This is a genomic window from Escherichia sp. E13S3 (genome assembly GCF_004212325.1).
In the GTDB taxonomy this organism is placed as follows: domain Bacteria; phylum Pseudomonadota; class Gammaproteobacteria; order Enterobacterales; family Enterobacteriaceae; genus Escherichia.
In genome coordinates this window covers 183,201-195,360 of the sequence record NZ_RHJR01000001.1, presented here as the reverse complement: position 1 = coordinate 195,360, position 12,160 = coordinate 183,201, and the positions used below count along the sequence as shown (strand labels likewise).

At 51.2% G+C, this 12,160-nt stretch carries 9 protein-coding genes; 7 read left to right on the top strand and 2 right to left on the bottom strand.

Annotated elements, in window-relative coordinates:
• The first annotated feature begins 33 nt into the window (after positions 1-33).
• Positions 34-2,586 (top strand): peptidoglycan glycosyltransferase/peptidoglycan DD-transpeptidase MrcA, encoded by a 2,553-nt coding sequence (gene mrcA, locus D9597_RS00915; RefSeq protein ID WP_130208973.1) that lies wholly within the window; start codon positions 34-36, stop codon positions 2,584-2,586.
• 166 nt (positions 2,587-2,752) lie between these two features.
• Here mrcA and nudE read toward each other — a convergent pair whose 3' ends face one another.
• Entirely contained in the window at positions 2,753-3,313 is a 561-nt protein-coding gene (gene nudE / locus D9597_RS00910) for an ADP compounds hydrolase NudE (RefSeq protein WP_126511443.1), read from the bottom strand.
• Positions 3,314-3,634: 321 nt separating this feature from the next.
• On the opposite strand from nudE, the gene igaA reads away from it, so the two are divergent.
• The 4 genes from igaA (at position 3,635) to hslO (ending at position 7,818) form a co-directional block, all read left to right on the top strand.
• On the top strand, positions 3,635-5,770 hold the full coding sequence (igaA, locus tag D9597_RS00905) for an intracellular growth attenuator protein IgaA (protein WP_130221393.1): 2,136 nt from the start codon (positions 3,635-3,637) through the stop codon (positions 5,768-5,770).
• A 64-nt stretch (positions 5,771-5,834) separates the two neighbouring features.
• Positions 5,835-6,503 (top strand): GMP/IMP nucleotidase, encoded by a 669-nt coding sequence (yrfG, locus tag D9597_RS00900; protein ID WP_130221392.1) that lies wholly within the window; start codon positions 5,835-5,837, stop codon positions 6,501-6,503.
• 10 nt (positions 6,504-6,513) lie between these two features.
• Complete coding sequence (gene hslR, locus D9597_RS00895) at positions 6,514-6,915, top strand: ribosome-associated heat shock protein Hsp15 (RefSeq protein ID WP_000660487.1); 402 nt, start codon at positions 6,514-6,516, stop codon at positions 6,913-6,915.
• Between the two features lie 24 nt (positions 6,916-6,939).
• Positions 6,940-7,818 carry an Hsp33 family molecular chaperone HslO gene (gene hslO, locus D9597_RS00890; protein ID WP_130208979.1) on the top strand — a complete coding sequence of 293 codons (879 nt, stop codon included), beginning with the start codon at positions 6,940-6,942 and terminating at the stop codon, positions 7,816-7,818.
• Positions 7,819-7,948: 130 nt separating this feature from the next.
• Here the strand turns inward: hslO and D9597_RS00885 are convergent, their stop codons facing one another.
• Positions 7,949-9,673: a DUF4153 domain-containing protein gene (locus D9597_RS00885; RefSeq protein WP_130221391.1), complete on the bottom strand. Its 1,725-nt coding sequence runs from the start codon at positions 9,671-9,673 to the stop codon at positions 7,949-7,951.
• Positions 9,674-10,051: 378 nt separating this feature from the next.
• Here D9597_RS00885 and pckA point away from each other — a divergent pair, with 378 nt between their 5' ends.
• Together pckA and D9597_RS00875 are read left to right on the top strand one after the other, a co-directional pair.
• Positions 10,052-11,674, top strand: a complete 1,623-nt coding sequence (gene pckA, locus D9597_RS00880; protein ID WP_130208983.1) for a phosphoenolpyruvate carboxykinase (ATP) — start codon at positions 10,052-10,054, stop codon at positions 11,672-11,674.
• Between the two features lie 74 nt (positions 11,675-11,748).
• A complete protein-coding gene (locus tag D9597_RS00875) occupies positions 11,749-12,141 on the top strand; it encodes a hypothetical protein (protein ID WP_130221390.1) in 393 nt (130 codons plus the stop codon).
• The last annotated feature ends 19 nt before the right edge of the window (positions 12,142-12,160 follow it).

The window sequence follows — 12,160 nt, the reverse complement described above, 5'->3', positions numbered from 1 at the left end:
ACTGCCCAAATGAAACCAAATCGGAAATTTCCAGTGAAGTTCGTAAAGTATTTATTGATCCTTGCAGTCTGTTGCATTCTGCTGGGAGCAGGCTCGATTTATGGCCTCTACCGCTACATCGAGCCACAACTGCCGGATGTGGCGACATTAAAAGATGTTCGCCTACAAATTCCGATGCAGATTTACAGCGCCGATGGCGAGCTAATTGCGCAATATGGTGAAAAGCGTCGTATTCCGGTTACGTTGGATCAAATCCCGCCGGAAATGGTGAAAGCCTTTATCGCGACGGAGGACAGCCGCTTTTATGAGCATCACGGCGTTGACCCGGTGGGGATCTTCCGTGCGGCAAGTGTGGCGTTGTTCTCTGGTCACGCGTCACAAGGGGCGAGTACCATTACCCAGCAACTGGCGAGAAACTTCTTCCTCAGTCCGGAACGCACGCTGATGCGTAAGATTAAGGAAGTCTTCCTCGCGATTCGTATTGAACAGTTGCTGACTAAAGACGAGATCCTCGAGCTTTATCTGAACAAGATTTACCTCGGTTACCGTGCCTATGGTGTCGGTGCTGCGGCACAAGTCTATTTCGGTAAAACGGTCGACCAACTGACGCTGAACGAAATGGCGGTGATTGCCGGGCTGCCAAAAGCCCCATCCACTTTCAACCCGCTCTACTCAATGGATCGCGCCGTCGCGCGGCGTAACGTTGTGCTGTCACGTATGTTGAGCGAAGGGTATATCACCCAGCAGCAATATGATCAGACGCGTAGTGAGCCGATTAACGCCAATTATCACGCGCCGGAAATTGCCTTCTCGGCGCCGTATCTCACCGAAATGGTGCGTCAGGAGATGTATAGCCGTTACGGCGAAAGCGCTTATGAAGACGGTTATCGCATTTACACCACCATTACCCGCAAAGTTCAGCAGGCCGCGCAGCAAGCGGTGCGTAACAACGTGCTGGACTACGACATGCGTCACGGTTATCGCGGCCCGGCTAATGTGCTGTGGAAAGTGGGTGAGACGGCGTGGGACACCAAAAAGATAACCAATACTCTGAAAGCGTTGCCGACTTACGGTCCGCTGCTGCCTGCCGCAGTTACCAGCACCAATCCGCAGGAAGCGACAGCGATGCTGGCTGACGGAACGTCCGTAACGTTGCGTATGGAAGGCGTTCGCTGGGCGCGTCCTTACCGTTCAGACACTCAACAGGGACCAACGCCGCGTAAAGTGACTGATGTGGTGCAAACGGGTCAGCAAATCTGGGTTCGCCAGGTTGGCGATGCCTGGTGGCTGGCGCAGGTGCCAGAGGTGAACTCGGCGCTTGTGTCGATCAATCCGCAAAACGGTGCCGTCATGGCGCTGGTTGGTGGCTTTGACTTCAACCAGAGCAAGTTTAACCGCGCAACTCAGGCGCTGCGTCAGGTGGGTTCGAATATCAAACCGTTCCTCTACACCGCAGCAATGGATAAAGGTCTGACGCTGGCAAGTATGCTGAACGATGTGCCGATTTCCCGCTGGGACGCCGGTGCTGGTTCTGACTGGGAGCCGAAAAACTCACCGCCGCAATATGCCGGTCCAATCCGTTTACGTCAGGGACTGGGCCAGTCGAAGAACGTAGTGATGGTGCGTGCAATGCGGGCTATGGGCGTTGACTACGCTGCAGAGTATCTGCAACGCTTCGGCTTCCCGGCGCAAAACATTGTTCATACCGAATCGCTGGCGCTGGGTTCCGCGTCCTTCACGCCGCTGCAGGTGGCGCGCGGCTACGCAGTAATGGCGAACGGTGGCTTCCTGGTGGATCCGTGGTTTATCAGCAAAATTGAAAACGACCAGGGCGGCGTGATTTTCGAAGCGAAACCGAAAGTAGCTTGCCCGGAATGCGATATCCCGGTGATTTACGGCGATACGCAAAAATCGAACGTGCTGGAAAATAACGACGTTGAAGACGTGGCTATCTCCCGCGAGCAGCAAAATGTTTCGGTGCCGATGCCGCAACTAGAGCAAGCTAATCAGACATTAGTCGCGAAGACCGGCGCGCAGGAGTATGCACCGCACGTTATCAGCACTCCGCTGGCATTCCTGATTAAGAGCGCACTGAACACCAATATCTTTGGTGAACCAGGCTGGCAAGGTACTGGCTGGCGCGCAGGTCGTGATTTGCAACGTCATGATATCGGCGGGAAAACCGGGACCACCAACAGCTCGAAGGATGCATGGTTCTCGGGTTACGGACCAGGCGTAGTAACCTCAGTATGGATTGGCTTTGACGATCACCGTCGTAATCTCGGTCATACCACGGCTTCCGGGGCAATTAAAGATCAGATCTCTGGTTATGAAGGTGGTGCTAAAAGCGCGCAGCCTGCATGGGACGCTTATATGAAAGCCGTTCTGGAAGGCGTACCGGAACAACCGCTGACGCCGCCGCCGGGTATTGTGACGGTGAATATCGATCGCAGCACTGGGCAACTGGCCAGCGGCGGCAACAGCCGCGAAGAGTATTTCATCGAAGGTACACAGCCTACACAGCAGGCGGTGCGCGAGGTGGGAACGACCATTATCGATAATGGTGAGGCACAGGAATTGTTCTGATTAAAAAGGCGCTTCGGCGCCTTTTCAGTTTGCTGGCAAAGTGCGCGTTGTTCATGCCGGATGCGGCATGAACGCCTTAGCCGGCATGCAACACATTGAAAATTCAATACATTGCAGGAATCCCGTAGGCCTGATAAGCATGGCGCATCAGGCAAGCTCTACATATTTACAACCGCCCCTGCCCCTTCAACCACTCACGTACCAGAAACAGCGCACTGACATTGCGCGCTTCATTGAAGTCAGGATCTTCAAGCAAATCCATCATATGCGCCAGCGGCCAGCGAACCTGCGGTAGCGGCTCTGGCTCATCGCCTTCCAGCGACTCCGGGTAGAGATCCTGCGCTACCACGATATTCATTTTGCTGGAAAAGTAAGACGGCGCCATGCTGAGTTTCTTCAAAAAAGTCAGATCGTTCGCACCAAATCCCACTTCTTCTTTTAGCTCGCGGTTAGCTGCTTCGTAGACGCTTTCACCGGGATCAATCAGCCCTTTCGAAAACCCTAACTCGTAGGATTCAGTTCCCACCGCGTACTCACGAATCAGGATCAGATGGTCGTCCACAATAGGCACAATCATCACCGCTTCCCTGTTGGTTGGACGCATTCGTTCATAAACACGCCGCACGCCATTGCTGAACTCCAGATCCACGCTTTCGACGGTAAACAGTCGGGAACGGGCTACAGTTTCAACATTCAGAATGGTGGGTTTTTGTAATGATTTTCTCATTGTGGAATCTTTGCAGTGAAATCAGTATTTATTGTGCGATATCGGACACCGTTTCGGCAATGTGAATTGCATGTTATTTACATTTATGCAACCTGATAAATAATCGTTCTCAAATCAAATTAAAAGTCAATAGGTTGAAATAACTCCAGGAATTTGCTGATATTCCGCCCTCAGAGGGTTTGCTATGATCAGCGGTTACTGGGATGCGCTTAATGATGCTCAAGTTCAACTCCACGCTTGCCGATAGCCAACCGCAGAATCCTATATTGTGTCCAGGGTGCGAATAATCACGCCTGACAAATTAAGTAAGATGGGGAAAGCATGAGCACCATTGTGATTTTTTTAGCTGCTTTGCTGGCCTGCTCACTACTTGCGGGATGGCTGATAAAAACCCGCACCAGGCGGCGACAGTTGCCCTGGGCTAACGCCTTCGCTGATGCGCAAACGCGCAAACTCACTCCGGAAGAACGTAGCGCTGTTGAAAATTATCTCGAGAGCCTGACGCAGATTTTGCAGGTTCCCGGCCCGACGGGTGCCAGCACGGCGCCTGTCTCTCTGACGCTGAACGCCGAAAGCAATAATGTGATGATGCTGACGCACGCTATCACACGTTATGGCATCTCTACCGACGATCCCAATAAATGGCGCTACTACCTTGACTCGGTAGAAGTCCACCTGCCGCCTTTCTGGGAGCAGTACATCAACGACGAAAACACCGTTGAACTGATTTATACCGACTCACTCCCATTAGTCATTTCACTCAACGGCCATACGCTGCAAGAGTATATGCAGGAGACTCGCGGTTACACGTTACAACCTATTCCATCAACGCAGGCATCGATTCGCGGTGAAGAGAGCGAACAAATTGAGTTGCTCAACATTCGCCAGGAAACGCACGAAGAGTATGCACTTAGCCGCCCACGAGGATTGCGGGAAGCGCTGCTGATTGTCGCCTCATTCCTGATGTTCTATTTCTGCCTGGTGACCCCAGATGTATTTGTCCCGTGGTTGGTTGGCGGCGCGCTACTGCTGCTGGGCGCGGGCCTGTGGGGATTATATGCGCCACCTGCCAAATCTTCCCTAAGGGAAATCCACTGCCTGCGCGGGACACCGCGTCGCTGGGGGCTGTTTGGTGAAAACTCTCAGGAACAGATTAACAATATTTCGCTTGGTATTATCGATCTGGTCTACCCCGCGCACTGGCAACCTTACATTGCCCAGGATCTCGGACAACAAACCGATATCGATATCTACCTCGACCGTCACGTCGTGCGCCAGGGGCGCTATCTTTCGCTGCATGACGAAGTAAAAAACTTCCCGTTGCAGCACTGGCTACGCAGCACGGTTATCGCAGCCGGTTCGCTGATAGTCTTGTTTATGCTGCTGTTCTGGATCCCACTGGATATGCCGCTGAAATTCACTCTCTCGTGGATGAAAGGCGCGCAGACTATTGAGGCCACCAGTGTTAAACAACTTGCGGACGCTGGCGTACGCGTAGGCGATACCTTACGTCTAAGTGGTACAGGCATGTGTAATATCCGCACTTCCGGCACCTGGAGCGCGAAAACCAATTCACCGTTTTTGCCGTTTGACTGCTCGCAAATCATCTGGAATGACGCCCGTTCATTGCCATTACCAGAATCGGAACTGGTTAACAAAGCTACGGCGTTGACCGAAGCAGTAAACCGTCAACTGCACCCTAAACCGGAAGATGAATCGCGCGTCAGTGCCTCATTACGTTCTGCGATTCAGAAATCCGGCATGGTTTTGCTTGATGACTTTGGCGACATCGTACTGAAGACCGCAGATCTCTGTGCAGCCAAAGATGATTGTGTGCGCTTAAAAAACGCCCTGGTGAATCTTGGCAACAGTAAGGACTGGGACGCACTGGTAAAACGCGCCAACGCAGGAAAACTTGATGGTGTGAATGTATTACTCCGCCCGGTGAGCGCAGAATCGCTGGATAATCTGGTGGCGACTTCCACCGCACCGTTTATCACTCATGAAACGGCGCGAGCGGCACAATCACTGAATAGCCCAGCGCCTGGCGGCTTCCTGATTGTCAGCGACGAAGGCAGCGATTTTGTCGATCAACCGTGGCCAGCAGCCTCGCTTTATGACTACCCGGCGCAAGAACAATGGAACGCTTTCCAGAAGCTGGCGCAAATGTTGATGCATACACCGTTTAACGCCGAGGGGATCGTCACCAATATTTTCACCGATGCCAACGGCACGCAGCATATCAGCTTGCACCCTATTCCGGACCGTTCTGGCCTGTGGCGCTATCTCGGCACCACATTACTGCTACTGACGATGTTCGGCTGTGCCATCTATAATGGCGTGCAGGCCTGGCGTCGTTACCAGCGTCATCGCACCCGCATGATGGAGATTAAGGAATATTACGAAAGCTGCCTGAATCCGACGCTGCTCACGTCTTCAGAAAGCCTCATCGAATAACACGTTTGCGCGGCAGGTTATGCTACCCTGTCGCGCAAATTGCTTCACTCTGGAGATTTCCCCCATGCATATCAACATTGCCTGGCAGGACGTAGACACCGTTCTGCTGGATATGGACGGCACGTTGCTCGACCTCGCCTTCGATAACTATTTTTGGCAAAAGCTGGTGCCTGAAACATGGGGCGCGCAAAACGGTGTTACGCCACAGGAAGCAATGGAATATATGCGCCAGCAATATCACGACGTGCAGCATACGCTAAACTGGTACTGTCTTGATTACTGGAGCGAGCAACTGGGTCTGGATATCTGTGCGATGACCACCGAGATGGGGCCGCGTGCAGTGTTGCGTGAAGATACTATTCCGTTTCTCGAAGCGCTGAAAGCCAGCGGCAAGCAGCGAATTTTGCTCACTAACGCCCATCCACATAACCTGGCCGTTAAACTTGAGCATACGGGTCTGGACGCACACCTTGATTTATTACTTTCCACCCACACATTTGGTTATCCGAAAGAGGATCAGCGGTTATGGCATGCGGTGGCCGAAGCTACGGGTCTGAAAGCTGAAAGAACGCTGTTTATTGATGACAGCGAAGCCATTCTCGATGCTGCCGCGCAATTTGGTATTCGTTACTGTCTCGGCGTCACCAACCCTGACTCTGGAATAGCCGAAAAACAGTATGAACGCCATCCGTCACTGAATGACTACCGCCGCCTGATCCCCTCGCTAATGTGAAGGAGACGCCATGAAAGAAAAACCGGCTGTTGAGGTTCGACTGGATAAATGGCTATGGGCCGCCCGTTTTTATAAAACCCGCGCGCTGGCCCGCGAAATGATTGAAGGCGGTAAGGTGCATTACAACGGGCAACGCAGCAAGCCGAGTAAAATCGTCGAGCTGAATGCCACGCTCACGCTGCGCCAGGGAAATGACGAACGAACGGTGATTGTAAAGGCGATTACTGAACAGCGTCGCCCCGCCAGCGAGGCGGTCTTGTTGTATGAAGAGACTGCGGAAAGTGTAGAGAAACGCGAAAAAATGGCGCTGGCACGTAAACTTAATGCCTTAACCATGCCGCATCCGGACCGACGCCCGGACAAAAAAGAGCGCCGCGACCTGTTACGATTTAAACACGGCGACAGTGAATAACTGTCACCTGCAAGAGAGATGATTATGCCGCAACATGACCAATTACATCGCTATCTGTTTGAAAACTTTGCCGTCCGCGGCGAACTGGTAACCGTTTCGGAAACCCTGCAACAGATCCTTGAGAATCACGATTATCCGCAGCCCGTGAAAAACGTGCTGGCAGAACTGCTGGTCGCGACCAGCCTGTTGACCGCTACGCTGAAGTTTGATGGTGATATCACCGTACAGCTGCAAGGCGACGGTCCGATGAATCTGGCGGTTATTAACGGTAACAACAAACAGCAGATGCGCGGTGTGGCGCGCGTGCAGGGCGAAATTCCAGAAAATGCCGACCTGAAAACGCTGGTCGGCAATGGTTACGTGGTGATCACCATTACCCCGAGCGAAGGCGAACGCTATCAGGGCGTAGTTGGTCTGGAAGGTGATACCCTGGCGGCTTGCCTGGAAGATTACTTTATGCGTTCTGAACAGCTGCCGACGCGCCTGTTTATTCGCACCGGTGACGTAGACGGCAAACCGGCTGCGGGCGGTATGTTGTTGCAGGTAATGCCTGCGCAAAATGCCCAGCAAGACGACTTCGACCACCTGGCGACGCTGACCGAAACCATCAAAACTGAAGAGCTGCTGACGTTACCGGCAAACGAAGTGTTGTGGCGTTTGTATCACGAAGAAGAGGTGACGGTTTACGATCCGCAGGATGTTGAATTCAAATGCACCTGCTCGCGTGAACGTTGCGCAGGCGCGCTGAAAACGCTGCCGGATGAAGAAGTTGATAGCATCCTCGCGGAAGAAGGCGAAATTGACATGCATTGTGATTACTGTGGTAACCACTATCTGTTCAATGCAATGGATATTGCCGAGATCCGCAACAATGCGTCTCCGGCAGATCCGCAGGTTCATTAATCGCCATGTCCGGCAGAGATGACTCTGCCGGATATCATAACTAAATTGCCTGATGCGCTGCGCTTATCTGGCCTACGGATTAAATGCAATTTATCGCATGTAAGATAAGGCGCAGCATCCAAACGCGCTGTCACTCATTCAGATTCAAATCCAGCGTTTCACCATCCACCGTAAGATCGCGCCACACTTTAGGCTTCGTCCCCAGTTTTCCATTCTTCGCCGCTGTGAGTAATTTCTCTTTCGTTATTACACGCGGGAGTGAACTCATCGCAATCTCTTTCCATTCTTTCCCGGCAGGATCAATACCATAGACAATGTATCTTTCATCATTAAAAGCAAACAGGATCCGCTCTTCCCTACCATCACTATTCAGATCTTGCTCTACCAGCACGCAGGCATCTTTTTCAATACATATCATTGCGTTATAGCGATTTTTCATCACTGCCGACCAGAATGTCATATCCGGCTTTCCAGAACCTGGGGCAATAAATACATTATCAGCTAATGCTTTTTCCGATATCTGCTGCTGAAGACGTTGCACTCCATCAAACGCCATCAGCAGACCCCGCCTGCGTTTCGGGTCTTTCATATACTCGACATCGCTTTTCAGCGACTCAAGCGCTGCACGTCCATAGCGACCGCTATGTTCGAGCATGTAGATACTTACCTGGTCTGGCGTGTTCTTGCCACTCTGATAACGCGCCATATGGCTGTTCACGCTAATGCGCATACTGTCCAGCACAGGCGAATTAAGAAGCACCAGTATCACCAGCACCAATAACGAAACCGTAAGGTTCACTTTGCCCTGAAGAACAAGGGGATTTTGCCCTTTACGCCAGGCAATACTGACGAAATACCCCAGCGACCAGACCAGTAACACCACCACCGCCAGTGCGCCGTGCAAGCGTTCGGTAGTCCAGCCGTATTGAGCGACCCGCATCCATATAGCCCAGGCGGCGATCAGCACATAGAGCGGCGCCACCAGCAGAGACATTTTTATCAGGCAACGCAATGGGCCAGTCCAGGGAAGCGATGCTTTTCGCGGATCGCGGACAATGGCCATTAAGAGCAACTGCAAAAAGGCCAGAGTTAAAAGCAGCCCAGCGGCGGAGATGTGGCGGGAAATCGCATTCAAACCAGCAAAGGGTAAAGTGATAATAAACAGCAGCGTCAGCAGTGAAACCAGTGGTAGCAAACCTGTGGCGATTAACGTGAAGAGCTTTTGAATAGAGGCGATTAACCGCGATTGAGTCCGCGCAAGAATGACTGCCAGCGCGCTAACCAGGCCCAGCGTAAGATAAATAAACCAGTCGGTTGAAAAAAAGAGGGTACTGAAAAACGTGATGCCAACAAGTTTAAATAACTCACTCCACAGTAAAAGCACCAGCCATGTCAGACCATTAGTGATCAAAATCACCATCAATATTAGAGCGTTATGCCACGCTGACTGGTAAAAAAAGCTATAGTTCGTTTGCTCTTTTCTGTCGTGCAAATTCAGTTGTATCCAGGGCAATAACAACATCGCCATTAACAGCAGATAACAACCAAATTCCCAGAGTTCCTGGTCCGCTCGCCAGGGACTCATGCCATCAATTTGCCATTTCAGCCAGCCGCTCATCGCCAGGGTGGCAATAAATACCAGCGCCAGCCACCCCCACAAACGCTTCTGTTTGAAGGATTCCACGGTGAATAACAAAACGGATGAAAGCGCCACGGTCGCAGGAATGCCGTAAACAATCCAGTTGTTATTGTCCACAGCCAGCCAGGTTATCAGAAAATAGCAAACCAGCCCCTGGATTAATCCAGTGGCGACCATTCCCCACAGTGTTGCAGGTGACAGTTCAACGTTATCCATGTTCGTGATCCGGAATCAAAAGGAAGGTTAATTATTGCATTCAGGCAGTACTAGTATTTATTTTAAGAAAAATTTACAAAAAATTTTGCGGTGGTGAATCGATACTTTACTGATTGATTTTGCATAAATTTCAATCAGGAATGAGATTTAACTCACATTATAATGGTCAATCAAACTAACTTTTAACCTTTTGGGAACATTTTCCACACCTGGAATGCCATTTCTGCGATAATAGCAACCGTTTCGTGACAGGAATCACGGAGTTTTTTGTCAAATATGAATTTCTCCAGATGCGTAAATCTATGAGCCTTGTCGCGGTTAACACCCCCAAAAAGACTTTACTATTCAGGCAATACATATTGGCTAAGGAGCAGTGAAATGCGCGTTAACAATGGTTTGACCCCGCAAGAACTCGAGGCTTATGGTATCAGTGATGTTCATGATATCGTTTACAACCCAAGCTACGACCTGCTGTATCAGGAAGAGCTCGATCCGAGCCTGACAGGTTATGAGCGCGGGGTGTTAACTAATCTGGGTGCCGTTGCCGTGGATACCGGGATCTTCACCGGGCGTTCACCAAAAGATAAGTATATCGTCCGTGACGATACGACTCGCGATACATTCTGGTGGGCAGACAAAGGCAAAGGTAAGAACGACAACAAACCTCTCTCTCCGGAAACCTGGCAACATCTGAAAGGCCTGGTGACCAAACAGCTTTCCGGCAAACGCCTGTTCGTGGTTGATGCTTTCTGTGGCGCTAACCCGGATACTCGCCTTTCCGTACGTTTCATCACCGAAGTGGCCTGGCAAGCGCATTTCGTCAAGAACATGTTTATTCGCCCGAGTGATGAAGAGCTGGAAGGTTTCAAACCTGACTTTATCGTCATGAACGGAGCGAAGTGCACCAACCCGCAGTGGAAAGAACAGGGTCTGAACTCTGAAAACTTCGTGGCGTTTAACCTCACCGAGCGCATGCAGCTGATTGGTGGCACCTGGTACGGCGGCGAAATGAAGAAAGGGATGTTCTCAATGATGAACTACCTGCTGCCGCTGAAAGGTATCGCTTCTATGCACTGCTCCGCCAACGTTGGCGAGAAAGGCGATGTTGCGGTGTTCTTCGGCCTTTCCGGCACCGGTAAAACCACCCTTTCCACCGACCCGAAACGTCGTCTGATTGGCGATGACGAGCACGGTTGGGACGATGACGGTGTGTTTAACTTCGAAGGCGGCTGCTACGCGAAAACCATTAAACTGTCGAAAGAAGCAGAGCCAGAAATCTATGGCGCTATCCGTCGCGATGCACTGCTGGAAAACGTCACTGTACGTGAAGATGGCACCATCGACTTTGATGATGGTTCAAAAACCGAGAACACCCGCGTTTCTTATCCGATCTATCACATCGATAACATCGTTAAGCCAGTTTCCAAAGCGGGCCACGCGACTAAAGTTATCTTCCTGACCGCAGATGCTTTTGGCGTACTGCCACCGGTTTCTCGCCTGACTGCCGATCAAACTCAGTACCACTTCCTCTCAGGCTTCACCGCCAAACTGGCTGGTACAGAGCGTGGCATCACCGAACCGACGCCAACCTTCTCTGCCTGCTTCGGCGCGGCATTCCTGTCGCTGCACCCAACTCAGTACGCAGAAGTGCTGGTAAAACGTATGCAGGCAGCGGGCGCGCAGGCATATCTGGTTAACACTGGCTGGAACGGCACTGGCAAACGTATCTCCATTAAAGATACCCGCGCCATTATCGACGCCATCCTCAACGGTTCGCTGGATAACGCAGAAACCTTCACTCTGCCGATGTTTAACCTGGCGATCCCAACCGAACTGCCGGGCGTAGACACGAAGATCCTCGATCCGCGTAACACCTACGCTTCTCCGGAACAGTGGCAGGAAAAAGCTGAAACGCTGGCGAAACTGTTTATCGACAACTTCGATAAATACACCGACACCCCAGCGGGTGCCGCGCTGGTAGCGGCTGGTCCGAAGCTGTAATCGGTTAAGTTAAGCGACGAAATCCCCCGTTTCGCGAGATTCGGGGGATTTTTTATAGTAGAAAGGAAGCATCAATGAGCTACGATTTAATGGTGTTTGAACGTAGTGCAGCCCCACAAGATCCGGCTGTTTTTATGGAATGGTATGAGAAGCAAACTTCGTGGAGTGAACAACACGACTACAATAATTCAGAAATAAGCAGCCCCGCCCTTAGAAATTTTTACTCAACTCTGATTCAAACCTTCCCTAATTTAAATGGGCCGGATGCCCCCGATGACGAACAGTTCGATAAGCTGGAGGAGTCAGGATTAGATGTTTATTTGACCGACTATTCAATTGGAAAAAATATTATCTATATGGCATTCAGCTGGTCTGTAGCAGATGACGCATTGAAAAAAGTTCGTGAAATAGCTCACATTCATCAGGTTGGCTTTTGCAATGTAAGTAGCAATATGGAAGTTGAATAATCTTATCAACACGATGAGT

Coding starts and splice junctions, on each gene's coding strand:
- nudE (WP_126511443.1), bottom strand. CDS start 3,313: ATGAGAAAATCATTACAAAAACCCACCATTCTGAATGTTGAAACTGTA.
- igaA (WP_130221393.1), top strand. CDS start 3,635: ATGAGCACCATTGTGATTTTTTTAGCTGCTTTGCTGGCCTGCTCACTA.
- yrfG (WP_130221392.1), top strand. CDS start 5,835: ATGCATATCAACATTGCCTGGCAGGACGTAGACACCGTTCTGCTGGAT.
- hslR (WP_000660487.1), top strand. CDS start 6,514: ATGAAAGAAAAACCGGCTGTTGAGGTTCGACTGGATAAATGGCTATGG.
- hslO (WP_130208979.1), top strand. CDS start 6,940: ATGCCGCAACATGACCAATTACATCGCTATCTGTTTGAAAACTTTGCC.
- D9597_RS00885 (WP_130221391.1), bottom strand. CDS start 9,673: ATGGATAACGTTGAACTGTCACCTGCAACACTGTGGGGAATGGTCGCC.
- pckA (WP_130208983.1), top strand. CDS start 10,052: ATGCGCGTTAACAATGGTTTGACCCCGCAAGAACTCGAGGCTTATGGT.
- D9597_RS00875 (WP_130221390.1), top strand. CDS start 11,749: ATGAGCTACGATTTAATGGTGTTTGAACGTAGTGCAGCCCCACAAGAT.